Consider the following 25,025-nt stretch of genomic DNA (forward strand, 5'->3'; position numbering starts at 1 on the left):
AAAACCCCTTGTTTTTCGACAAACAAAGGGTTTTTTGACCTCATATTTGTAACATAAATGTTACCGGGCCATCATTGACCAGATGCACCTGCATGTCTGCACCGAAGCGACCACTGGCCACAAGCGGGTGTTGGACCTGTGCCTGGCGCAGCAGATAGTCGAACAGCTCGGCGCCGAGGGCCGGTGGCGCCGCCGTGGAAAAGCTCGGGCGCATGCCGTTGCGGGTATCGGCGGCCAGGGTGAACTGCGACACCAGCAGCAGGCCGCCGCCGACATCCTTGAGCGAGCGGTTCATCTTGCCCTGCTCGTCGCTGAACACCCGGTAGTTCAGCAGCTTGTGCAACAGCTTGTCGGCATGCTCGGGCGAATCTTCAGGCTCGACCGCCACCAGCGCCAGCAACCCCTGGTCGATGGCGCCGACAATCTCCCCTGCCACTTCCACCCGGGCGCCACGCACGCGCTGGATCAGCCCCTTCATGCTTCTTCCAGGGGCAGGTCGAGCAGGCGCCGGGCCATCTGGTCGGCGGCGCGTACCAGGGCGTCGGTGATGCCAGGCTCGGAGGCGGCATGGCCGGCGTCGCGGATCACCTTCAGCTCGCTGTTCGGCCAGGCCTGGTGCAGCTCCCAGGCGTTGTCCAGCGGGCAGATCACGTCATAGCGACCATGCACGATCACCGCCGGCAGGTGAGCGATCTTCGGCATGTCGCGGATCAGCTGGTCCTGTTCGAGGAAAGCGTTGTTGGTGAAGTAGTGGCATTCGATGCGGGCGATCGACAGGGCGCGCTGCGGCTCGGAGAAACGGTCGACCACCAGCGGGTTCGGGCGCAGGGTCGCGGTGCGGCCCTCCCAGGTGGACCAGGCCTTGGCGGCGTGCATCTGGGCGATCTGGTCGTTGCCGGTCAGGCGCTTGTGGAAGGCCTTGACCAGGTCGCCGCGCTCTTCCGGCGGGATCGGCGCGATGTAGTCCTGCCAGTAGTCGGGGAACAGGCGGCTGGCGCCTTCCTGGTAGAACCAGTGGATCTCCTGCGGGCGGCACAGGAAGATGCCGCGCAGGATCAGGCCATGCACGCGCTCGGGGTGTTTCTGGGCGTAGGCCAGGGCCAGGGTTGAGCCCCAGGAACCGCCGAACAGCACCCACTTGTCGATGCCGAGGTGCTCGCGGATGCGCTCCAGGTCCTCGACCAGGTGCCAGGTGGTGTTGTTCTCCAGGCTCGCATGGGGCGTGGAGCGACCGCAGCCACGCTGGTCGAAGGTGACGATGCGGTACAGGTTGGGGTCGAAGTAGCAACGGCTCTGGGCATCGCAGCCCGCGCCCGGGCCACCGTGGATGAACACCACGGGCAGACCTTCCGGCGAGCCGCTCTCATCGACATACAGCACATGCGGCGCTTCCACGGCCAGATCGTGCCGGGCGTAGGGTTTGATCTGCGGGTAGAGGGTCTGCATCGCGCACTCCGTGTGAGGATATTGTCTGCCGTTGGGCATCATAAACCTGAATTGCGCTTTGAGCATGCTCTCGTGCTGGATGCGATGCGTACCGACAGGTCCGACGGCCAGATCATGTTATGTCCTGGGCCGGTGAATCAGTCCATACCATCCGGGCCTCCCTTCCATCGAGGCCCCATCATGAGCGTCAACAACAACGGCGTCGCTGGCGCGCCAGCAACGGACGAACCCATAGGCTCACTGTCGAAACGGCTGATCGCCGACAAGATGCCTGACTGGCTGAAGCACGTCGCAAAGCCGGCCCATGCCCACATGCGCAATGCCCTGAGCCGGCCAAGCGCCTGGTTCGACAGGGCCTGCCTGGCCCATCCGGACATTGCCCGGCAACTGGTGCAGGAATATGGCACCCATCGAAAGACCCAGGACGATGTGGCCAGGCTGCTCAAGCAGCTACCCGATCTACGGCAGTTCGCCACGCAGCAGCTGACCCAGGCGATCAAGCAGCGCTTTGACCTGGAGCTGGACGTGAACAGGACCTACCTGTTCAACGCCCGCCGGGCCGAGGCTTATCAGGACGCCTCTTACGGCGACCCTATCGTTCAGGCGGCGCGGTCGTTCAGACGAGCCACCCAGTCCTTGCTGCACAGCGCCTTGCAGAACTTCGAGGCCGAACATGCGCTGCCCGGTGGGCTGGATACCGCCAGGCTCAGCTCACGGGTGCTCGACAGCAATGCGTTCGTGGGCGTGGTGCCCAGCGGCAACCAGGTCGGGATCTCGCCGAGCGAATTCGCGGCACTCTCCCGCGAGCTGGACATCGGTGGTCAGTACCAGGCGCTGATCGAAACGGTCTGTCAGGCGGATCCGCAGGCGGCCAAGGTATTCGGCGACGCTGAGCTGAGCACCCTGCGCCTGGAGCTGCACAGGGCCTACCTCGGCGAAAGGCTCGAGCAACCCCTGTATGCGGCCTTGCTCAAGCTGGTCGAACACGGCCAGGCCGAGTACGAAGGCCGCCCGCTGGGCGCGACCTTCCTGCAACTGTTCGGCAGCTCGGTAACGGGCGCGTTGATCTTCGGTGTCGAATCCGGCCCCAGCATGCCAGCGCGCTACCCTGCGTTTAATCTGCCCTTCCAGGGTTGGCTGGTCACCTACCTGCCCGGCGCGCGAATCCCCTTGCAGCGCCACGCCACCGCCGAGGCGCTGCAGGCCTACCTGCGCGAACAGCTGGGGGCCATGACCCGCCGGCAACTGCTCGACAGCGTGCCGGCACGGGACAGCAGTGCCTTCTACACCCAGTTGCTGGACTGCCTGCAACCGGTGGACTGGCGTACCTCCAAGGTCATTCCGGGCCAATACGGCGGCACGGTAAACCGTGTGCGCGATCCGAATGCTCGAGTGACGGCGGCACAGCAGCCCTTCGGGCAAGGCCTGCGCGAGGCGCTGGTCGCGCAGAAACGCCAAAGGCTCTCGGACGATGCCCTGTTCCACGCGGTCCCCACCGCGACGGAAGACCGGATAACAGCGCAGAAACAGCTGGCGTACTACACCGGCCTGGCCTTCGACGCCCTGGCCCTGGGCGTTTTCTTCGTGCCGGCCCTGGGCCCGGTGATGCTGGGGCTGACCGCGCTGCAACTGGGGCATGAGGTATACGAAGGGTTTGCCAGCTGGGCGCGGGGCGACAGACAGCAAGCCCTGGCCTACCTGGTAGACGTGGTTGAGAACGTTGCCCAGTTGGCGGTACTGGGCGTCTGGGAGGCGAGCGGCGGAAAACCTGCCGTCGAGAAAATCACTGTCGAGACGCCTTCATTTGTCGAAGAACTGGAGCCCGTGCGCAGGCCTGACGGCGATGTCCGCCTGTGGTCCCCGGACCTGAAACCGTTTGCCCATGACATTGTGCTGCCTGCAGGCTTGAAGGCGGATGAGTTCGGCTTGTACCACCACGCAGGCAAGACCTGGCTGGCGCTGGAAGACCGCCTGTTTTCAGTCAGCCCCATTACAGTGCCCCACGACTACGTCCTCGTACACCCGCAAAGCCCCCATGGCTATCAACCTCGATTGCGCCACAATGGCGCAGGTGCATGGCTGCATGGCCTGGACCGACCACAGGCATGGCCACTGAACCAGTTGGCCAACCGGGCAGGCCAGCTGGCTGCGGAGTTCGACGAAGCCACCCTGGCCCAGATACTTGAAGTCAGCGCCACCGATGTGTCCGTGTTGCGCCGAGTCGTCAGCCGGAACCTGCGCCTGCCGGCATTGCTGGAAGACACGCTGTCTCGTTTCAAGCTGGATCAGGAACTGCGCACCTCAGTGACTGAACCCCACATGCTGCGCAAGACGTTCCAGAAGCGCTACGACCTTTTGTACGCCAAGCCCGCCGCTCGCGGCGCCACCCTGCGGCAACGTTATCCACAGCTGCCGCTTCCCGTCATCGAAGAGCTGTTGCGCAATGCCAGCCAGGTGGAGTTGCAGAGCCTGGATCAAGGCAGGATCCACGCCCGCCTTGCCGCAGAGTCTCGCACCTACCAGCAGCAGGTTCGCCTGGCCCGCGCCTATGAAGGGCTGTATCTGGACGCGGTACGCAACTGGGACACTGACCGCTTGATTCTGCATACGCTGGAACAGCTTCCCGGCTGGCCCGCCGATACGGTCATCGATCTTGAGCAACACCTGCACTGGCCCATCGAGCGCACACGAATCGGAGCACAGGCCGCTGAGCCCAACGCCATCATTTTCAGCACGACAACCGGCTATATCGTCGACGGCAGCAGTGCCTCGCAAGCCTCTGAGATGCTTCACGACACACTCTACAGTGCGCTGATGAAAGCCCTGCCAACACCCGCAATCACCGTACTGGCCAACTTGGGAGCGAGCTACACGCAAGCGCTCAAGCGCCTGCTTCGCCAGAGGCCTCGACTTTCGCGCGAGACGTTGAGAAAGGTGTTGCGCATGCAGCCCGTGCGACAAGGCTTCCACTCGCCGATGCGTCTGGCCGATGGCCGCCTGGGATACCCACTGGGCGGCCAAGGCGGCACTGGGGGCGGGTTTACCCGCCACACCCTGCTGCGCATGATCAGGGAGACTGGTCTGCCCGTACACACGACGCGCACGGCCGACCAGATACTGGCCGACCTGGAAGGCAGCGGACTAAGCCGAAGCGAGATAAACCTGCGCTTGCAAGCATTGCTCGAACAACACACATCCTTACGTCGCACGCTGGCCGAATGGCGACGAACGACACGATCCACAGCCGGGCATGACACTGACGCGATCGACACCTTGCACGAGCGGCTCATCCAGCACTGGTATGACAACGCCCTGCCTGTGACGCCTCACGAGACGACACCACTTCGCCTGGAGCAGATCGCGCTGGACACCTTCCCATCCGACCTGCCCACGTTTTTTGGCGAAAGTGTCAGGCACCTTCAGCTCATCGACCCATCCCACGGCAGCGCTTCGAGTCTGGGACGGCGCGAACGTTTGCTCACCAATCTGTTCCAGCAGTTCCCAGGCTTACACTCACTGGAAGTGACCCGACCTTATGTCGACAACGCGCCAGCTTCCGACTTCCTGTACGACCTCGGTTCAATCATCCGTCGCCTTCCGCAGCTTGAATCCCTCAGCATCACCAACCTGAACCTGCCGCTGTCGAGCAGGGAGATCGAAAGCCTGCGAACGTTGCCACGCTTGCGCCGGCTCACCCTGGATGGCAATCGGCTGCTCACCCACGGCTACCAGGCTTTCGAAGGCCTGACCCTCGACTACCTGGGCCTCGAGCGCATGACGCTCGACCATTGGCCCCAAGGCCTCAGGCCACGCCCCCTGACCCGCATCAGGGAAGTCTCGTTACGCGACAACCGTATCCGCTCACTGCCGAGCTTTCTCACGAGCAATGAACCGGACCTCGCCACCCACACAGTCATTGCCCTGGAAGGCAATCCCATCATCGAGGATCAACTGCTGCGCATCATGCTCAATCAACAGGGTCAGGCCGGACGGATCCATGCTGACATTTCACCCTCCCTGAATACCCGGCTGCGCCACTACACCCAGCAGCGCGAAGCATTGCGCGATGCTCTCGACAATTGGGCCAACGCCTCAAGCTCGACGGCGCCGCTGAGCCAGGGCGCCATGGCCATGCGCAACCGGATCGGGGTCAGCATCAACACGTTCTGGCGCAACCAGGAACTGGGCATGCGCCAGACAACACTGCGCCTGGAGAACATCGCCCTGGAGCATTTTCCTCCGAGTCTGCCGGCTTTCTTCCACCAACGGGTCCGAAGCCTGTCACTGGCCAGGATCAGCAGCACGACCGCCCAGCTGGATGACTTCCTGAGGCGCTTCCCCTTGGTGGAAAACCTCAGCCTCGTCGAACACGCCCAGCCAAGCCAGACACTGCCGACGGCACTCCGACGGCTTCCCAGGCTTATCTACCTGTCCCTGCGCGACATGGGTCTGGTAATCGATGACAGCGTACTCGCCACGTTCGCCACATTGGGCAATCTCAGCACACTGGAGCTGGCCGGCAACCGCCTGGGCACTATCACCGAGGTGCCCGAGACCTTGCGCAACCTGAGCCGGCTTGAACTGAACAACATGGGCATCGAGCGCTGGCCCACCTGGCTAGACAGCCTGCTGCCGCTGGAGCTGCTCGACCTGAGCGAGAACCGCTTGACCGAACTGCCTGAACACATCTTCAGCAACCTCGATCATGACTTCCCCGTGTCGTCCATTGCCCTGTTCGACAACCCACTGACCCGCAGCACCATGTTCCGCGCACGCACATCCTCCGATACCCAGCGCAACTTCACCTTCGCCATGAGCCTGCCCGATGACTTGCTGACCGCGACGTCTTCGGATGAGGAACTGGCGGGAGGGCACCTGCATAATCCAATCCTTCCCCTTGCCGAGGACCAGCCGCGCCTGGAGGCCTGGCTGCAAGGCGCACAGCTGGAAAACGAAGCGCTGCGCGATGCCTGGCAGCAACTGCAACAGGCCGGCGATGCGGGCAACCTGCTGTCGCTGGTCGGGCGCCTGCAGCAGTCAGCCCCCTTTCGCAATGGCGCCACCCGCCCGTCCTTCTGCCAGCGCGTGCGCATGGTCCTGATCAAGGCGCTGGTCAGGCCGGAAGAACGCGCGCTGTTCAATGCCATCGCACAGGAGGCACTGGTGCAACCGGACACCGGCAGCCAGACCTGTCACGACGGGGCATTGCTGGTGTTCCAGAACATCGAGCTGTTGATCGACAGCCGTAGCCTGCTGAGAACCGCAGGCGATACGGAACATACGCTCTACCAGGAACTCACGCGTCTCTACCGCCTGTACCGACTGGATGAGATCGCCCGCGACAAAGCCAAAGGCCGGGACGAGGCGGAGGTCCGCCTGGCCTATCGCCGCGGGCTGAACCAGGAGCTGAAGCTGGGCGTACCCGACGACAACATGCTCTACGAGGCCTTTGCCGATGTCAGCCGCAGCGAGCTGACAGCGGCGATGGACCAGGTACACCGGGATGAGCAGGGTGAGTCGTTCCTGAGGTATGCCGCGAGCAATGACGAATGGTGCCGGTACCTGCGGCTGACCTACGCAGCACGCTTCGACGCCATCGAGCAGCAGTACAGGGCGCAGGTCAGCGCCCTGGACGAGTCCCCGCAAAGCCTAGAAGAACTGGCCCCCGAGTACGAGGCGCTGGAAAACGACAAGCAGGCACGGGAACAGCACCTGATCCGTGAACTGACCACGCTGGCCAACCCGGATCGCAGTTGAGGGCTAACGCCCGTATCGCTCCCGGCCCCATGCGAGGACTGTCTCCAGCAACCGTCCCAGGACCACCTGGGTCGGTTGCGCCAGGTCCTCGCGGTAGGCGAATGGCTCGACTTCATTCATGTATGTGCTCTGCGCCAGCTCCAGTTGCACGGCATGGATCTGTCGGGAAGGGTCACCGTAGTGGCGGGTGATGTGTCCGCCCTTGAAGCGGCCGTTGAGTACATGGCTGTACTGCGGGAATTCGGCGCACACGCCCTGCAGCCGCTCGGCCAGCTCGGGATCGCAACTGGCGCCGTTGAAGGTGCCTAGGTTGAAGTCCGGCAGCTTGCCGTCGAACAGGTGCGGGATCAGCGAACGGATCGAGTGGGCATCCCACAGCAACGCATAGCCGAACTCGGCACGCAGGCGCTCCAGTTCACGACGAATCGTGTCGTGGTACGGGCGCCAGATCCCTTCCAGGTACGTCGCCCGCTCATCGGCGCTCGGCACCTGCCCGTCCTTGAACAACGGCTTGCCATCGAACAAGGTCGCCGGGTACAGGCCGGTGGTGGCGCCGGCGTACAGCGGCTTGTCGTCATCCGGGCGGTTCAGGTCGATGACGAAGCGCGAATACTCCGCCGCCACCACACTGGCGCCCAGGTCACGGGCGAAGTCGTACAGGCGCGGAATATGCCAGTCGGTGTCAGGCAGGCTGCGTGCCTGGTCGACCAGGCCATTGCGCACGGCTGGCGTCAGGCCCAGCCCGGCGTGGGGCATGCTGATCAGCAGTGGCAGGCGGCCCTGGTGAAAACTCAATACCTTGTCCATATGACTCCTACAGCGTATCTGATTGACCTTCGTGGGAGCGGGCTTGCCCCGCGATACCGGCGAAGCCGGTGCCATCCATCGCGGGGCAAGCCCGCTCCCACGAAGCTCTGCTTCCGGCACCGCAGTGCAACTCTGAGCCTTTCAGTTGGATATCTCATGCCCCAGGCGCACCACGCGCTTGGGCAAGTCACCGCCGAGCCAGTAGCTGAGGTCGGCCGGGCGTTCGATCTGCCAAGCGATGAAGTCCGCCACCTTGCCCACTTCCAGCGAGCCGTGGCTGTCGCCCAGCCCCAACGCCGTGGCGGCATGCACGGTGACGCCGGCCAGCGCTTCTTCCGGGGTCATGCGGAAACAGGTGCAGCCCATGTTCAGCATCAGGCGCAGCGACAGCCCCGGTGAAGTACCTGGGTTGAGATCGCTGGCCAAGGCAATCTTCACGCCATGCCGGCGCAGGGCGTCCATCGGTGGCAACTGGGTTTCGCGCAGGAAGTAGAACGCCCCCGGCAACAGCACGGCAACGGTGCCGGCCTCGGCCATGGCGATGGCGTCTTCCTCGGTCATGAACTCCAGGTGATCGGCCGACAGCGCCTGGTAGCGGGCCGCCAGGCTCGAGCCGTGCAGCGATGACAACTGCTCGGCGTGCAGCTTGACCGGCAGCCCCAGCTCGCGCGCCTTGATGAACAGGCGCTCGACCTGGGCCGGGGAGAACGCCAGGTGTTCGCAGAAGGCATCCACCGCATCCACCAGTCCCTCGGCGGCCAGCGCCGGAAGCATCTGCTCGCAGATATGGTCAATGTAGTCGTCCGCCCTGCCCGCGTATTCCGGCGGCAGAGCGTGGGCGGCCAGGCAGGTGCTGCGCACGGTGACCGGCAGTTCCTCGCCCAGACGCCGGGCGACGCGCAGCATCTTGCGTTCGTTCTCAAGGTCCAGGCCGTAGCCGGACTTGATCTCGATCGTGGTCACGCCGTCGCGCATCAGTGCCTGGACCCGCTGGCGGGCACTGGCCAGCAGTTCGTCCTCGCTGGCCGCGCGGGTGGCCCGCACGGTGCTGGCGATACCGCCGCCTTGGGCAGCGATCTCGGCATAGCTGACGCCCTGCAGGCGCTGCTCGAACTCGCCGCTGCGGTTGCCGCCGAACACCGCGTGGGTGTGGCAGTCGATCAGCCCGGGGGTGACCCAGGCACCGCCCAGGTCGACGACACGGTCGGCCACGACCGGCGGCACGTCATCGCGCGGGCCGATCCACTCGATCAGACCAGCGCTGGTGACAATCGACGCGTCCTCGATGATCGAGTAACGGCCGTCGGTCATGGTCGCGGCGTGGCAGTGCTGCCAGAGGGTTCTCATCAGGATCTCCTTTCTAATTCAGCGGTGCAGCTCGGCAGGCTCCCGGAGCGGCTCGCCACCACCGGCGCGCGGCTTGCACCACAGCAGGTAGGAGGCCACCAGGAACACCACCCAGATCACCCCGACGATCAAGGCCGCCTGGGTGTCGGGGAAGTAGCCGAGCACACCGAAAATGAACACCATGAAGGCAATGGCCAGGGCCGGGCCATAGGGCCAGAACGGTACCGGGAACTTGAGCTGGGCGACCTCCTCGCGGCTCATGCTGCGGCGCATGGCGACCTGGGTGACCAGGATCATCAGCCACACCCATACGGTGGCGAAAGTGGCGATCGAAGCGATCAGCAGGAACACGTTTTCCGGGATCAGGTAATTGAGCAGCACGCCGATCAGCAGCGCCGCGCCCATCACCACCACGGTCATCCACGGCACGCCGTGTTTCGACAGTTTGCCGAAGCCGCGTGGCGCCTGGCCGTGCTGGGCCAGACCGTACATCATGCGGCCGGCGCCGAAGATGTCGCTGTTGATCGCCGAGATGGCCGCCGAGATCACCACGATATTGAGCACGGCCGCGGCCGAACCAATCCCCAGGTTGCTGAAGATCTGCACGAACGGGCTGCCCTGGCTGCCGATCTGCGGCCACGGGTACAGGCACATCAGCACGAACAGGGTGAGCACGTAGAACAGCAGGATGCGCAGCGGCACGGCGTTGATCGCTTTTGGGATCACGCGCTGTGGGTCTTTCGCCTCACCGGCGGTGACGCCGATGATCTCGATGCCGCCGAAGGCGAACATCACCACCGCGAACGAGGCGATCAGGCCACTGACGCCATTGGGCATGAAGCCGCCGTGGTCGAACAGGTTGCTCACCCCGACCGCGTGCCCGGTGCCCACCTGGCTGAAGCCGAAGGCCATGATGCCGAGGCCCGCGAGGATCATCGCGACGATGGCGCCGACCTTGAGCAGCGACAGCCAGAACTCCATCTCGCCGAAGACCCGCACGTTGCACAGGTTCAGGCCGCCGATCAGGAAGACGATGCCCAGCACCCAGATCCAGCGGGCGACCTCGGGGAACCAGAAGCCCATGTAGATACCGAAGGCGGTGACGTCGGCGATGGCGACGATGACCATCTCGAAGGCATAGGTCCAGCCGAGGATGAAGCCGGCCATGGGGCCGAGGTAGGTGCTGGCGTAGTGGCCGAAGGAGCCGGCCACCGGGTTGTGCACGGCCATCTCGCCGAGGGCGCGCATGACCATGAAAACGGCAGCGCCGCCGATCAGGTAGGCCAGCAGCACGGCCGGGCCGGCCATCTGGATGGCCGAGGCCGAACCGTAGAAAAGCCCGGTACCGATTGCCGAACCGAGCGCCATGAAACGGATATGCCGGGCCGATAGCCCGCGCTTGAGACCTTGAGCTTGTTGCATGTCACGTCCTTATTGTTGTTCTGGTCGTGAGAATGAGGGGGCTGCTGCGCAGCCCATCGCGGCACAAGGCCGCTCCTACAGGGGAACGCATTGCCTGTGCAGGAGCGGCCTTGCGCCGCGAAAGGGCCGCAAAGCGGCCCCCGACGGCATTACAGGCTAGGCAGGACCCCAGCCGGCAGCAGGCCGGTCAAGGTACCTTTGGCCAGCAGCTCGGACGCCACCTCGATATCCGGCGCGAAGAAACGGTCGCGGTCATAGTGCGGCACGTCCTTGCGCAGCGCCTGGCGCGCCTGCTCCAGCTTGACCGAAGTCTTCAGCCCCTTGCGCAGGTCCAGGCCCTGGCAGGCGCCAAGCCATTCGATGGCCAGCACGCCACGGGTGTTCTCGGCCATTTCCCACAGGCGCTTGCCGGCAGCCGGGGCCATCGACACGTGGTCTTCCTGGTTGGCCGAGGTCGGCAGGCTGTCGACGCTGTGCGGGTGCGACAGCGCCTTGTTCTCGCTGGCCAGCGCGGCGGCAGTGACCTGGGCGATCATGAAGCCGGAGTTGACCCCGCCGTTTTCCACCAGGAACGGCGGCAGCTGGGACATGTGCTTGTCCATCATCAGTGAGATGCGACGCTCGCTCAGCGAGCCGATCTCGGCAATGGCCAGTGCCAGGTTGTCGGCAGCCATGGCCACGGGTTCGGCGTGGAAGTTGCCGCCGGAGATAACGTCACCTTCGGCGGCGAACACCAGCGGGTTGTCCGACACGGCGTTGGCTTCGATACCCAGTACTTCGGCGGCCTGGCGGATCTGGGTCAGGCAGGCGCCCATGACCTGGGGCTGGCAGCGCAGGGAGTACGGGTCCTGGACCTTGTCGCAGTTCTTGTGCGACAGCGACACTTCGCTGGTGTCGCCCAGCAGGTCGCGGAAGCAGGCGGCGGTGTCGATCTGGCCGCGCTGGCCACGCACTTCATGGATACGCGCATCGAACGGCGAGCGCGAACCCAGTGCCGCTTCCACGGTCAGGCCGCCGCAGGCGATGGCCGCGGCGTACAGGTCTTCGGCCTGGAACAGACCGCGCAGGGCGTAGGCGGTGGACGCCTGGGTACCGTTGAGCAGGGCCAGGCCTTCTTTGGCGGCCAGGGTCAGCGGCTCCAGGCCGGCAACGGCCAGGGCTTCGGTAGCCGACAGCCACTGGCCCTTGTAACGGGCCTTGCCTTCACCCAGCAACACCAGCGACATGTGCGCCAACGGGGCCAGGTCGCCCGAGGCGCCGACCGAGCCTTTGAGCGGGATGTGTGGGTAGACTTCGGCGTTGACCAGGGCGATCAGCGCATCGATCACCTTGCGGCGGATACCGGAGAAGCCGCGGCTTAGGCTGTTGATCTTCAGCACCATTATCAGGCGCACCAGGCTGTCGTCCAGCGGCGCGCCGATACCGGCGGCGTGGGACAGCACCAGCGAACGCTGCAGGTTCTCCAGGTCGTGGCTGGCGATGCGGGTCGAGGCCAGCAGGCCGAAACCGGTGTTGATACCGTAGGCGGTGCGGTCTTCGGCGATGATCTGCTCGACACAGGCGACGCTGGCGTCGATGGCCGGCGCGGCGCTGGCATCCAGTTGCAGGCGCACAGGGGCGGCATGGATGGCGCGCAGCTGGGCCAGGGTCAGGGTGCCGGGCTTGAGGGTCAATTCGGTCACTTCGCTACTCCAATCGCTTGGGGCCACGCGGGGCCCCTTCTTGTTGTTCAGTATCACCCGTGAAGGGTGCGATCCAAAGCGCGGCGATCAGCCGGTGATCATCGGCAGGTCCAGGCCCTGCTCCTTGGCGCAGTCGATGGCGATCTGGTAACCGGCATCGGCGTGGCGCATCACGCCGGTCCCCGGGTCGTTGGTCAGCACGCGGGCGATACGCTCGGCGGCCTCGTCGGTACCGTCGCAGACAATGACCATGCCCGAGTGCTGGGAGAAGCCCATGCCCACGCCACCGCCGTGGTGCAGTGAAACCCAGGTGGCGCCGCCCGCAGTGTTGAGCAGGGCGTTGAGCAGCGGCCAGTCGGAGACCGCGTCGGAGCCGTCGCGCATGGCTTCGGTCTCGCGGTTGGGGCTGGACACCGAACCCGAGTCCAGGTGGTCACGGCCGATCACTACCGGCGCCGACAGCTCGCCGCTGCGCACCATCTCGTTGAACGCCAGGCCCAGTTTGGCGCGCAGGCCCAGGCCGACCCAGCAAATACGTGCCGGCAGGCCCTGGAAGCTGATGCGCTCACGGGCCATGTCCAGCCAGCGGTGCAGGTGGGCGTCGTCCGGGATCAGTTCCTTGACCTTGGCGTCGGTCTTGTAGATGTCCTCGGCGTCGCCGGACAGCGCGGCCCAGCGGAACGGACCGACACCGCGGCAGAACAGCGGGCGGATGTAGGCCGGTACGAAGCCTGGGAAGTCGAAGGCGTTGGTCACACCCTCTTCCTTGGCCATCTGGCGGATGTTGTTGCCGTAGTCGAAGGTCGGGATGCCTTGCTTCTGGAAGTCGAGCATCGCCTTGACGTGCACGGCCATCGATTGCTTGGCGGCTTTCACCACGGCAGCCGGGTCGGTCTGGGCGCGGTCGCGGTATTGCTCCCAGGTCCAGCCGGCCGGCAGGTAGCCGTTGAGCGGGTCGTGGGCGCTGGTCTGGTCGGTGACCATGTCCGGGCGCACGCCACGCTTGACCAACTCCGGCAGGATCTCGGCGGCGTTGCCGTGCAGGGCGATGGAGATGGCCTTGCCTTCGGCGGTGTATTTGGCGATGCGCGCCAGGGCGTCGTCCAGGTCCTTGGCCTGCTCATCGACGTAGCGGGTTTCCAGGCGGAAATCGATGCGGCTCTGCTGGCACTCGATGTTCAGCGAACAGGCGCCGGCCAGGGTTGCGGCCAGAGGCTGGGCGCCGCCCATGCCACCGAGGCCCGCGGTCAGTACCCACTTGCCTTTCAGGCTGCCGTTGTAGTGCTGGCGGCCGGCTTCGACGAAGGTTTCGTAGGTGCCCTGGACGATGCCCTGGCTGCCGATGTAGATCCAGCTGCCGGCGGTCATCTGACCATACATGGCCAGGCCCTTGGCATCCAGCTCGTTGAAGTGTTCCCAGTTGGCCCAGTGCGGTACCAGGTTGGAGTTGGCGATCAGCACGCGCGGGGCGTTGCTGTGGGTCTTGAACACGCCGACCGGCTTGCCCGACTGCACCAGCAGGGTTTCGTCGTCTTCCAGGCGGGTCAGGGTCTCGACAATCTTGTCGTAGCACTCCCAGTTGCGCGCGGCGCGGCCGATGCCGCCGTACACCACCAGCTCTTTCGGGTTTTCGGCGACCTGCGGGTCGAGGTTGTTCATCAGCATGCGCAGCGGAGCTTCGGTCAGCCAGCTCTTGGCGGTCAGCTTGTTGCCACGCGGGGCACGGATTTCTACGTCACGGTATTTGTTGTTGTCAGTCACGGGAGAGGTCCTCTGCGGTCGTCCGACGGCATGTGTGTGTCGTGGCGACTATACAAACACACCTTTACTTGTATGTACAAGCATAGGCAACCAAAAAAGAACGACCATTCCTCGGATGAAAACGAAAAGGGGCCGCTGCGCGGCCCTTTCGCGGCACAAGGCCGCTCCTACAGGATTGCGCGGGACCTGTAGGAGCGGCCTTGTGCCGCGAAAGGGCTGCGCAGCAGCCCCAATTCACGTAATTCGAACTCAGCGCTGAATCAGCTCGATCAGGCAGAACCGCCCCTGTACATCCAGCTCAAGCAACCCCTCGTTGCCATCGATCCGCAGGCAGTCATACCGCCCAAGCTGCTGCGTCTCCTCCCCGGCCAACCCCACCTCGACATGATTGCTGGCGGCAAACAGCAACAGCGTCGACGCCGAACTGAACACCCGGTTGCCGCCATCGAACCACTGCAACCGCGCCCGATATCGCTGCGGCGCATAGATCAGGTTGAAATCGCGAATCGCCCCGCCCAGCAGCTTGCAGCTGACCTGGCTCTCGCCACTGAAGGCAAACGCATCGAACGGCAGCAGCGGCCGGCTGGCCTGACCATCGACCAGCAGGCGCATGCCGTCGCCCTGCAGCACGGTGATGATCCGCTGATACCCGGCAAAGGTGGAAAAGCCGCCGGACTCCTCGATATCGGCAATCGACAGGCGCCAGCCGAAACCGTCCAGGCTGTCGCCGGCATCGCGGGTGATCTCTTCGGTGAAGCCACCACCGTTCTTCCAGGGCATGCGCGGATAATCCCGGGCACGCAACAGCTGCAACTGAGTCATTTACTGAATCGTCCTTCCAGACGGTGACGGGAACCGGGGTGGATCAGGCGCGCGGCGGTCACCGGCTGGCGCCCCGACCAGGTGCGGCGGCGGATCAGCAGGCACGGCTCGCCCCGCTCGATCTGCAACAGCGTGCATTCTTCAGGCTCGGCGAGGATGGCCTCGACCACGTGCTCGCCTTCGGTGAGCGGCGCAACCTGCGACAGGTAGGCGTAGGGCGTCTGCCGGGTGAAATCCTGCTTGAGGTAGTCCGGGGCGATGGCCGCGTTGACGTAGCGGTCCTCGATCTGCACCGGCACGCCGTTCTCGTAATGCACGATCAGCGAGTGGAACACCCGCTGGCCTTCGCGCATGTCCAGGGCCAGGGCGCGCTCGGAGCCCGCGGCCTCCTCGGCCAGGGTGATCACCTGGCAGCTATGCTGGTGGCCACGGCCGGCGATCTCGTCGGCGATGTTGTTGACCTCGAACAGCGCCGAACGGCTCTTGGGCTCGGCGACGAAGGTGCCGACGCCCTGCATGCGCACCAGCAGGCCTTCGGCGGTCAGTTCGCGCAGGGCGCGGTTGATGGTCATGCGGCTGAAGCCCAGCTCGCTGACCAGTTCGCTCTCCGAGGGCACCCGGTGATGAGGCGGCCAGCTGCCGCTCTCGATCTGCTGGATGATCATCTGTTTCACCCGGGCGTAGAGCGGCGCCGGCCCTTCGCCCATCTGGGCAACCAGCGCGGAGACAGGAGGTGTCGGCACGGCGTTGAATCCTTGTGCGGTTGGAGTGAACGGTAGCTTGCCGGAGTTTACCCGGCAGGCAAACGGCTGTATATGTATATACAAGTTAACAATAACAGGATTTCACCGATGTCCGCCTACTTCGCCGAACGCGCCCTGCTGCCCTCGGGCTGGGCCCGCAATGTCCGTCTGGAGGTCGCTGCCGACGGCCGACTGGCCTCGATCGAGGCCGATGCCAGCGCCGATGGCGCCGAGCGCCTGGCCGGGCCGTTGCTGCCGGGCATGCCCAACCTGCACTCGCACGCGTTCCAGCGGGCCATGGCGGGGCTGGCGGAAGTGGCCGGCAATCCCAACGACAGCTTCTGGACCTGGCGCGAGCTGATGTACCGCCTGGTTGGCCGGATCACCCCCGAGCAGTTGCAGGTGATCGCCCGCCAGCTGTACATCGAGATGCTCAAGGCCGGCTACACCTCGGTGGCCGAGTTCCATTACGTGCACCATGACCAGAACGGCCAGGCCTATGCCGACCCCGCCGAGCTGTCGCGCCGCATCAGCGCCGCCGCCAGCGCCAGCGGCATCGGCCTGACCCTGCTGCCGGTGCTGTACAGCCATTCCGGCTTCGGCGGCCAGGCGCCCAACGACGGCCAGCGACGCTTCATCAACTCCACCGAGCAGTACCTGCGCCTGCAACAGCAGCTTGCCCCCTTGCTGGCGCAACAACCGGCGCAGGCGCTGGGGCTGTGCTTCCACTCCCTGCGCGCGGTGACGCCGGGCCAGATCGCCGATGTGCTGGGCGCCGGCGATGCGGCCTGCCCGGTGCATATCCACATTGCCGAGCAGCAGAAGGAAGTCGATGACTGCCTGGCCTGGAGCGGCCGCCGTCCGCTGCAGTGGCTGTACGAGCATGTCGAAGTCGACAAGCGCTGGTGCCTGGTCCACGCCACCCACGCCGAAGCCGACGAAGTCGCCGCCATGGCCCGCAGCGGTGCGGTGGCCGGATTGTGCCTGACCACCGAGGCTAACCTTGGCGACGGTATCTTCCCGGCGGTGGACTACCTGGCCCAGGGTGGGCGCATGGGCATTGGCTCGGACAGCCATGTGTCGCTCAGCGTGGTCGAGGAGCTGCGCTGGTTGGAGTATGGCCAGCGCCTGCGCGACCAGCGGCGCAACCGGCTGTATCGCAGTGACCAGCCGATGGTGGGCCGCACTCTCTACGATGCCGCCCTGGCGGGTGGCGCCCAGGCACTGGGGCAGCCGATCGGCGAGCTCGCCGTGGGCAAGCGCGCGGACTGGCTGGTGCTCGATGGGCAGGACCCGTATCTGGCCGTGGCCGACGGCGATGCGATCCTCAACCGCTGGCTGTTCGCGGGCGGCGACCGCCAGGTGCGCGATGTGATGGTCAACGGGCAGTGGGTGGTGCGCCAGGGGCGGCATGGCCAGGAAGAGGAAAGTGCGGTGGCGTTTGTGGCAGTCCTGCGCCAGCTTCTAGCCTGAACGCGGTCCCTGTAGGAGCGGCCTTGCGCCGCGAGAGGGCCGCGAAGCGGCCCCAGGTTCAGTGTTGACGCAAAGATCGCCGGGGCCGCTTTGCGGCCCTTTCCGGCCGGTCCGACGCCTCGGCAAGGCCGCTCCTACAGGGGTCGCAACCACCTGGATCTCAATGCCTGGCAACAATCTGCTTGTCGGGCACTCGCCAGATCAGCCGATTGGTGTCATACCCCTGCTGCCGCGCCTTGGCCAAGAGGTTCTCCCGCTCCCACGCCGGCAACGAAGGCGTGCGCGACAAAATCCACAAGTACTTGCGATCCGGGCTGCCGACAATCGCCGTGCGGTAGCGCTCGTCGACGAACAGGATCCAGTAGTCGCCCTTGGCCACGCCAGGCACCAGGCGGGTAAACCAGTTGTCGAATTCGACCCACAGCTTGTCGGTGTGCCCGGCCTCCTGCGGCGTGGCATGGCCTTCGGCGCGCAGCCACTCGTCGCCCAGGGTGCGGCAGCGATTGAGCACACCGACCGTACCGTCGGGCTTGAGGTTGTAGTGAGCTTCGGACTGGGCGCAGCCGTCCTGGTACTTCATCGGCAGACGCGCCAGCTCGAACCATTTGCCCTGGTAACGCTTGAGGTCGACCGCACCTGCGGTCTTCGGCGCCAGCGGGTCGGTGGCCGAGGTGGCGCAGCCACCGAGCAGCATCACCAGGCACACGCCCAGCAGCAGGTGCAGATGCCTCATTTGAGGCCCTGCCCGGAATACATGAGGACCTTGTCCGCCGCGTACTGCACGCTGATGAAGCTCTTCTCGTCACCCCAGGTGCAGCTGCTCATGCCCAGCGCGCCGGAGCACTCCTTGGGCGAACCGAGCAGTTGCTCGACCTCGGCCTTGTTCATGCCGGCCTTGAGCTTGGAATAGTTTTCCTGGTTGATCTTGCTGCAGGCGGTCAGGACGACGCACAAGGACAACAGGGCGAGGGAACGCAACGACATGAAGGGACACTCCTGGAGGTGGATACGCAGGTACGAGGGCCTGCAGGGAGCTTAGAAGGGAAAAAGGCTCCGCGGTTCCCTGGCGGGCCAGGTTTCGTTGTGCGCCGTTGGTCGCCTGGCGCGCAAACGATTAATGTTTTATTCCTGCGCGTCGACATAGAGCGGTGGTGTGGCCTTTTGCCGCACCCCCCCCTTCGTGCCCGTGCGCAGATTCCAAGAAAAATGACCAAGAACCTCAAGTTCAGCCACAAGATCCTGCTGGCCGCCGCCCTCGTGGTGGCCGTCGCCTTCACCTGCTTCGTCCTGTTCAACGACTACCGGCAACGCCAGTCGCTGCGCAGCGACACCGAATCGACGTTGCAGTCACTGGGCAACCTGACCGCGGGCAACATCCGCACCTGGCTCGACAGCCGCATCCAGCTGGTGAACTCGGTGGCCCAGCAGATCGCCGTCGACGGCCCGGCCAAGGGCAGCCTCGACCGCATCCTGGCGTTGCCGGTGTACAGCGCCAACTTCATCCTCACCTACTTCGGCAGCCAGGACGGCAGCATGCAGTCGGTGCCGGTGGGCAACCGCGCCGCCGACTACGATCCGCGCGTGCGCGGCTGGTACAAGGCGGCCAGCGCGGCGGGCCAGACCATCGTCACCGAGCCGTACATCTCGGTCTCGGCCGGCAAGCTGGTGATCACCCTGGCCACCCCGGTGCAGCAGGGCGGGCGCATGATCGGCGTGAGCGGTGTCGACACCGACCTGCAGACCATCAGCAACCTGATCAACACCCTGGACTTCGGCGGTCGCGGCCATGCCTTCATCGTCAACGGCGAAGGCAAGGTGCTCATCCATCCCAAGGGTGAGCTGGCGCTCAAGACCCTGGCCGATGTCTACCCCGGCAACGACCTGCGCATCGGCAGCGGCCTGAAAGAGGTCGAGGTTGATGGCCGTCGGCAGTTCATCAGTTTCACCCATGTCGACGGCGTGCCGTCGGCGGACTGGTACGTGGCGCTGGTGCTGGACCAGGACGCGGCCTTCGCCATGCTCGGCGAGCTGCGCACTTCGGCGGTGGTGGCGACGCTGATCGCAGTGGTGGTGATCATCGCCCTGCTCGGCCTGCTGATCCGCGTGCTGATGGAACCGCTGCACGTCATGGGCCGCGCCATGCGCGACATCGCCGAGGGCGAGGGCGACCTGACCCGACGCCTGAACATCCACGCCCAGGACGAGTTCGGCAGCCTGGCGCAGTCGTTCAACCGCTTCGTCGAACGGATCCACGAGTCGATCCGTGAAGTGGCCTCGGCCACCGGCCAGGTAAATGCCGTGGCCAGCCAGGTGGTCAACGCCTCCAACGCCTCGATCCACAACGCCGACCAGCAGTCGAGCCGCACCAGCAGCGTGGCCGCGGCGATCAACCAGCTGGGCGCCGCCGCCCAGGAAATCGCCCAGAACGCCGCCCTCGCCTCGCAGCACTCCAGCGCCGCCCGCGGCCTAGCCGAGGAAGGCCAGCAGGTGGTCGGCGAGACCATCGACGTGATGAACCAGCTGTCGGCGCGCATCAGCGACGCCAGCGGCAATATCGAGACGCTGAACAACCACACGGCGAACATCGGTCAGATCCTTGATGTGATCAGCGGCATCTCGCAGCAGACCAACCTGCTGGCGCTCAACGCCGCCATCGAGGCTGCCCGTGCCGGTGAGGCAGGTCGCGGCTTCGCGGTTGTGGCGGACGAGGTGCGCAACCTGGCCCACCGTACCCAGGACTCGGCGCAACAGGTGCAGCGCCTGATCGAGGAGCTGCAGGCCGGCGCCCAGGTGGCGGTCAGCACCATGAACCAGAGCCAGCAGCACAGTGATCGCAGCGTGGGCATCGCCAACCAGGCCGGCGAGCGTCTGGGCAGCGTCACCCAGCGCATCGGCGAGATCGACGGCATGAACCAGTCGGTGGCCACCGCCACCGAGGAACAGACGGCCGTGGTCGAGTCGATCAATGTCGACATCAACGAGATCAATACATTGAACCAGGAAGGGGTGCACAACCTGCAGAGCACCTTGCGTGCCTGCACCGACCTTGAGCATCAGGTCGAGCGGTTGAAGCATCTGGTGGGGAGTTTCAGGATCTGATTCGAAGGCCCTGGGGGCCGCTTTGCGGCCCATCGCGGCACAAGGCCGCTCCTACAGGGGGATGCGATTCCCTGTAGGAGCGGCCTTGTGCCGCGAAAGGCCTGCGCAGCAGGCCCGGCTATTCAGAAGCGGGAGCCAGGCTCCAGCAAGAAGTCCATCTCCTCGCTGGTACTCGGCCGCTCCAGCACAAGGTTGCGGTGCGGGAAGCGCCCAAACCGGGCAATCACCCGCTGGTGCTGCTCGGCATAGTCGAGGAAGCCTTCGAACAACCGGCGGTTGGCCTCGGGCTGCTCAGCCAGCAGCATCTGGTAACGCTCGACACACAGGTTCTGCCAGTCCAGCACCTCGGCGTGCTCCAGCACCAGCAGCACGAACACCCGTTGGATCGGCAGCAACTGGTAGTCCCAGCCCTTCTGCAGGCCTTGCATGGCCACCACCTGCGCCCGCCGATCGCCTTCGAAGGCGCGCGGCGTGTCGCGGTGGATCATGCGCGGCAGCTGATCCAGCAGGATCAGCAGGCCAAGCCAGCCCTGCGGGCTCTGCTGCCACTCATCGAGCCCGCCCGAGAGGGCCTGCTCGACCAGGTGGCCGAACTGAGCCTGGGCTTCGGCGTCATGGTGCTTGCCAAACCACAGCGTGTTCTTCTCGTCAGCCACGGCCTGGGCACTAGTGCCCCAACCGAACCACCACTCCAGCAACGGCTGCCAAGGTGCGAGCATGACTTACTCCTTGTGGTAAGCGGTGACGCGCTCGACCTCTTCCTTCGAGCCGAGGATCACCGACACGCGCTGGTGCAGGCTCTCCGGCTTGATGTCGAGGATGCGCTCGTAACCGTTGGTGGACGCGCCGCCGGCCTGTTCGATGATGAACGACATCGGGTTGGCTTCGTACATCAGGCGCAGCTTGCCCGGCTTGCTCGGCTCGCGGGCGTCGCGCGGGTACATGAACAGGCCGCCACGGGTCAGGATGCGGTGCACGTCGGCCACCATCGAGGCGATCCAGCGCATGTTGTAGTTCTTCTTCAGCGGACCGGTCTCGCCGGCCAGCAGCTCGCCCACATAGCGCTGCACCGGGGCTTCCCAGTGACGCTGGTTGGACATGTTGATGGCGAACTCGGCGGTGGTTTCCGGGACGCGGATGTTCTCGTGGGTCAGGACGAAGCTGCCCAGCTCGCGGTCCAGGGTGAAGCCCTTGACGCCGTTGCCCAGGGTCAGGATCAGCATGGTCTGCGGGCCGTAGATGGCGTAACCGGCGGCGACCTGCTCGGTGCCTGGCTGCAGGAAGGCATTTTCGTTCAGGCTTTCGTTCTGGCTCAGGTACTGGTTAGGGCAACGCAGTACCGAGAAGATGGTGCCGACCGAAACGTTGACGTCGATGTTCGACGAGCCGTCCAGCGGGTCGAAGACCAGCAGGTAGGCGCCTTTCGGGTATTTGCCCGGGATCTGGTAGGCGTTGTCCATTTCCTCGGACGCCATGCCGGCCAGGTGGCCGCCCCACTCGTTGGCCTCGAGCAGGATGTCGTTGGAGATCACGTCGAGCTTCTTCTGCACTTCGCCCTGCACGTTTTCGGTGCCCATGCTGCCCAGCACGCCGCCGAGGGCGCCCTTGGACACGTGGTGGCTGATCTCCTTGCACGCACGCGCCACCACCTCGATCAGGAAGCGCAGATCGGCAGGGGTATTGTTGCTGCGGGTCTGCTCAATCAGATAGCGACTCAGGGTAACGCGGGACATGTATGGCTCCGAAAGGAATAGGGGGAGAAAAACCCCCGCAGTTTACAGGGAGAGTTGCGGGCTAGCGAGCAAAGAGACTCGACTTCGACCCTTGAGTTCATCCACTGCCAGGCCGGTGGTCGGCCGGGCTACCAAACATGCTGCCGCCTGCACGATCTCTGTAGGAGCGGCCTTGTGCCGCGAAAGGGCCGCTAAGCGGCCCCAGCATTTCAGTGTCAATGCGGATATTGCCGGGGCCGCAATGCGGCCCTTTCCGGCCTGTCCGACGCCTCGGCAAGGCCGCTCCTACAGCGATTACGCAGGCTGCGGCCTCAATCCAACGCCTTCCAGATCTCGGTCGCATACTCGCGAATGGTCCGGTCCGACGAGAACCAGCCCATCCGCGCGGTATTGAGCACCGCCATGCGCCACCAGTCCTGCGGCGCGTGCCACAGCTCCTCGACCCGTCGCTGGGCGTCCCAGTAGGCATCGAAGTCGGCGCATACCAGAAAGCGGTCATAGGCGATCAACCCGTCCACCAACCCCGCATAACGCGCCGGGTCGTCCGGCGAGAACACCCCGCTGCGGATCGCCTGCAGCACATCACCCAGGCGATGGGAGGCAGCGACCGCCGCGGCGGCGCCGAAATCGCCACTGCGCTTGCGTGCCTCCACCTGCTGGGCGGTCAGGCCGAAGATGAACATGTTCTCGGCGCCCACCTGCTCGCACATCTCGACATTGGCGCCATCCAGGGTACCTATGGTCAGCGCGCCATTGAGGCCGAACTTCATGTTGCTGGTACCGGACGCCTCGTAGCCGGCGGTGGAGATCTGCTCGGACAGGTCCGCCGCCGGGATGATGCTCTCGGCCAGGCTGACGTTGTAGTTGGGCAGGAACACCACCTTGAGCAGGCCACGCACCGTGGGGTCGTTGTTGACCACCCGGGCGATGTCGTTGGCCAGCTTGATGATCAGCTTGGCCTGGTGGTAACTGGCCGCCGCCTTGCCGGCGAATAGCTTCACCCTCGGCACCCAGTCGGTGCCGGGGTCGTTGCGAATGGCCTGGTACAACGCCACCGTGTGCAGCAGGTTGAGCAACTGGCGCTTGTACTCGTGGATGCGCTTGACCTGGACGTCGAACAGCGCCTCCGGATTGACCGTCACCCCCAGCCGGTCCTGGATGATGCTGGCCAGGGCGCGCTTGCTGTGCAGGCGCTGGGCGGCGAACTGCTTGCGGAAGGTGACCTTGTCGGCAAACGGCGCCAGCCCCTTGAGCTTGCCTTCCGGGTCGTCCAGCACCTCTGGCCCCAACGCCTCGATCAGCATCGCCGTGAGCTGCGGGTTGGACTGGTACAGCCAGCGACGGAAGGTGATGCCGTTGGTCTTGTTGTTGATCCGCTGCGGGTAGAGCTTGTGCAACTCGGCGAACACCGTGCTCTTCATCAGCTTGCTGTGCAGCGCCGACACGCCGTTGACGCTGTGCGAGCCGAGAAACGCCAGGTTGCCCATGCGCACCCGCCGGCCATTGTCCTCCTCGATCAGCGACACCGCGCGCAGCACGTCGAAGTCATGCAGGCCTTTGGCCCGCAGGGCATCGATATGGTAGGCGTTGATCAGGTAGATGATCTGCATGTGCCGCGGCAGCATGCGCTCCATCAGCGCCACCGGCCAGGTTTCCAGGGCCTCGGGCAGCAGGGTGTGGTTGGTGTAGGCCAAGGTACCGACGGTCAGCTCCCAGGCCTTGTCCCAGGAGATTTCGTGCTGGTCCACCAACAGTCGCATCAGTTCGGCCACGGCGATCGACGGGTGGGTGTCATTGAGCTGGATCGCCGCGGCGTCCGGCAGGTTGAGCAGATCCTTGTGCATGTTCAGGTGGCGGCGCAACAGGTCCTGCAGCGAGGCAGAGACGAAGAAATACTCCTGGCGCAGGCGCAGCTCCTGGCCGGCCTCGGTGCTGTCGGCCGGGTACAGCACCCTCGAGATGCTCTCTGCGCGGGCCACCTCGGCCACCGCGCCCAGGTGGTCGCCGGCGTTGAAGCGCTCCAGGTGCAGCTCTTCCAGGGCCCGGGCCCGCCACAGGCGCAGGGTGTTGACGCTGGAGCCGCGCCAGCCGACCACCGGTGTGTCGTAGGCCACCGCCCGCACCGTCTCGCCCGGCCACCAGACCTGGCGCTGCTGGCCATTGCCCTCATGCACGGTCTCGACGCTGCCGCCGAAGCTGATCGGGTAGATCACCTCGGCGCGCTCGAACTCCCAGGGGTTGCCGAAATCCAGCCAGTTCTCGGTCTGCTCCTGTTGCCAGCCATCGACCACCGCCTGGCGGAACAAGCCATGCTCGTAGCGGATGCCGTAGCCATGGGCGGCGATGCCCAGGGTCGACATGCTTTCCATGAAACACGCCGCCAACCGACCCAGGCCACCGTTGCCCAGCGCCGCATCGGGCTCGAGCAGGCGGATGCGCTCGAGGTCCACGTCCAGCCCCTGCAGGGCCTCGCGGGCGATCTCCAGGAAGCCGAGGTTGCTCAGGCTGTCGTACAGCAAGCGACCGATGAGGAACTCGAGGGAGAGGTAATAGACGCGCTTCTGGCTGCGTCGGTAGGCCCGCCGGGTGTGGTCCATCCAGTGATCGACCATATGGTCGCGGGCCGCCAGGGCAATGGCTTCGAACCAGTCGTGGTCGAAGGCGTGTTCCGGGTCCTTGCCGACCGCGTAGGTCAGCTTGGCCAGCACGGCGGCGCGAAAGGCCGCCACCTCTGCACTATGGTCCTTTTCGTCACGGGCTTCGGTTTCCTGGGACATGAGGCATCCTCGGGCAAATGGGCGAAAGCGCAGGGAGATTGTTCAGCCTAGACGCTCTGACACGGAGCGACAGCGACGGTTCGCGGTTTTCATCCACCGCGGGCGAAACCGGCAAAAGGTTGTTCACAAATTGAACAACTCCGGTATCATCGCGCG

Annotated in this window: 17 protein-coding genes and 1 pseudogene; 4 read left to right on the forward strand and 14 right to left on the reverse strand. The window is 65.0% G+C overall.

Annotated elements, in window-relative coordinates; all coding sequences use genetic code 11:
- Positions 1-40: 40 nt before the first annotated feature.
- The gene (gene dtd, locus VUG52_RS25100; RefSeq protein ID WP_331832215.1) at positions 41-478 is read right to left on the reverse strand and encodes a D-aminoacyl-tRNA deacylase; all 438 of its coding nucleotides are present in this window, start codon (positions 476-478) and stop codon (positions 41-43) included.
- On the reverse strand, positions 475-1,446 hold the full coding sequence (gene pip, locus VUG52_RS25105; RefSeq protein WP_050707271.1) for a prolyl aminopeptidase: 972 nt from the start codon (positions 1,444-1,446) through the stop codon (positions 475-477). The genes dtd and pip overlap by 4 nt, the downstream gene beginning before the upstream one ends.
- Here pip and VUG52_RS25110 point away from each other — a divergent pair.
- On the forward strand, positions 1,381-7,203 hold the full coding sequence (locus tag VUG52_RS25110; RefSeq protein WP_082337825.1) for a dermonecrotic toxin domain-containing protein: 5,823 nt from the start codon (positions 1,381-1,383) through the stop codon (positions 7,201-7,203). The two genes, pip and VUG52_RS25110, sit on opposite strands and share 66 nt — an antisense overlap.
- A gap of 3 nt (positions 7,204-7,206) precedes the next feature.
- Here the strand turns inward: VUG52_RS25110 and hutG are convergent, their stop codons facing one another.
- The 7 genes from hutG to hutC all read right to left on the reverse strand — a co-directional run bounded on the left by hutG (position 7,207) and on the right by hutC (position 15,751).
- Positions 7,207-8,010 (reverse strand): N-formylglutamate deformylase, encoded by an 804-nt coding sequence (hutG, locus tag VUG52_RS25115; protein WP_050707273.1) that lies wholly within the window; start codon positions 8,008-8,010, stop codon positions 7,207-7,209.
- Positions 8,011-8,151: 141 nt separating this feature from the next.
- Positions 8,152-9,357, reverse strand: coding sequence for an imidazolonepropionase (hutI, locus tag VUG52_RS25120; RefSeq protein ID WP_050707274.1), 1,206 nt, complete (start codon positions 9,355-9,357; stop codon positions 8,152-8,154).
- An 18-nt stretch (positions 9,358-9,375) separates the two neighbouring features.
- Positions 9,376-10,779 carry an amino acid permease gene (locus VUG52_RS25125; RefSeq protein ID WP_050707275.1) on the reverse strand — a complete coding sequence of 468 codons (1,404 nt, stop codon included), beginning with the start codon at positions 10,777-10,779 and terminating at the stop codon, positions 9,376-9,378.
- Positions 10,780-10,928: 149 nt separating this feature from the next.
- Positions 10,929-12,461, reverse strand: coding sequence for a histidine ammonia-lyase (hutH, locus tag VUG52_RS25130; RefSeq protein ID WP_331832216.1), 1,533 nt, complete (start codon positions 12,459-12,461; stop codon positions 10,929-10,931).
- A gap of 87 nt (positions 12,462-12,548) precedes the next feature.
- Positions 12,549-14,222 (reverse strand): urocanate hydratase, encoded by a 1,674-nt coding sequence (gene hutU / locus VUG52_RS25135; RefSeq protein ID WP_213658652.1) that lies wholly within the window; start codon positions 14,220-14,222, stop codon positions 12,549-12,551.
- Between the two features lie 249 nt (positions 14,223-14,471).
- Positions 14,472-15,044 (reverse strand): HutD/Ves family protein, encoded by a 573-nt coding sequence (locus VUG52_RS25140; RefSeq protein ID WP_331832217.1) that lies wholly within the window; start codon positions 15,042-15,044, stop codon positions 14,472-14,474.
- Positions 15,041-15,751 carry a histidine utilization repressor gene (gene hutC / locus VUG52_RS25145; RefSeq protein ID WP_177330863.1) on the reverse strand — a complete coding sequence of 237 codons (711 nt, stop codon included), beginning with the start codon at positions 15,749-15,751 and terminating at the stop codon, positions 15,041-15,043. Before hutC ends, VUG52_RS25140 begins: the two co-directional genes overlap by 4 nt.
- A gap of 144 nt (positions 15,752-15,895) precedes the next feature.
- On the opposite strand from hutC, the gene VUG52_RS25150 reads away from it, so the two are divergent.
- Entirely contained in the window at positions 15,896-17,260 is a 1,365-nt protein-coding gene (locus tag VUG52_RS25150; protein ID WP_331832218.1) for a formimidoylglutamate deiminase, read from the forward strand.
- A gap of 160 nt (positions 17,261-17,420) precedes the next feature.
- Here the strand turns inward: VUG52_RS25150 and VUG52_RS25155 are convergent, their stop codons facing one another.
- Both VUG52_RS25155 and bamE read right to left on the reverse strand, forming a co-directional pair.
- Entirely contained in the window at positions 17,421-17,993 is a 573-nt protein-coding gene (locus VUG52_RS25155) for a lipocalin family protein (protein ID WP_331832219.1), read from the reverse strand.
- The gene (gene bamE / locus VUG52_RS25160; protein WP_028688397.1) at positions 17,990-18,244 is read right to left on the reverse strand and encodes an outer membrane protein assembly factor BamE domain-containing protein; all 255 of its coding nucleotides are present in this window, start codon (positions 18,242-18,244) and stop codon (positions 17,990-17,992) included. The genes VUG52_RS25155 and bamE overlap by 4 nt, the downstream gene beginning before the upstream one ends.
- A 222-nt stretch (positions 18,245-18,466) precedes the next feature.
- Here bamE and VUG52_RS27375 point away from each other — a divergent pair.
- Positions 18,467-19,504 (forward strand): annotated as a pseudogene (locus tag VUG52_RS27375) (cache domain-containing protein); the annotation flags it as partial.
- A 129-nt stretch (positions 19,505-19,633) separates the two neighbouring features.
- Entirely contained in the window at positions 19,634-20,359 is a 726-nt protein-coding gene (locus VUG52_RS27380; protein WP_371263164.1) for a methyl-accepting chemotaxis protein, read from the forward strand.
- A 122-nt stretch (positions 20,360-20,481) separates the two neighbouring features.
- Here VUG52_RS27380 and VUG52_RS25170 read toward each other — a convergent pair whose 3' ends face one another.
- The 3 genes from VUG52_RS25170 to VUG52_RS25180 form a co-directional block, all read right to left on the reverse strand.
- On the reverse strand, positions 20,482-21,078 hold the full coding sequence (locus VUG52_RS25170) for a DUF924 family protein (RefSeq protein ID WP_050707286.1): 597 nt from the start codon (positions 21,076-21,078) through the stop codon (positions 20,482-20,484).
- A 3-nt stretch (positions 21,079-21,081) separates the two neighbouring features.
- A complete protein-coding gene (locus tag VUG52_RS25175; RefSeq protein ID WP_050707287.1) occupies positions 21,082-22,092 on the reverse strand; it encodes a class 1 fructose-bisphosphatase in 1,011 nt (336 codons plus the stop codon).
- A 311-nt stretch (positions 22,093-22,403) separates the two neighbouring features.
- Positions 22,404-24,869 carry a glycogen/starch/alpha-glucan phosphorylase gene (locus VUG52_RS25180; protein ID WP_050707288.1) on the reverse strand — a complete coding sequence of 822 codons (2,466 nt, stop codon included), beginning with the start codon at positions 24,867-24,869 and terminating at the stop codon, positions 22,404-22,406.
- Between the last annotated feature and the right edge of the window lie 156 nt (positions 24,870-25,025).

It is taken from the genome of Pseudomonas sp. LH21, from assembly GCF_036549575.1.
Classification (GTDB): domain Bacteria; phylum Pseudomonadota; class Gammaproteobacteria; order Pseudomonadales; family Pseudomonadaceae; genus Aquipseudomonas; species Aquipseudomonas peradeniyensis.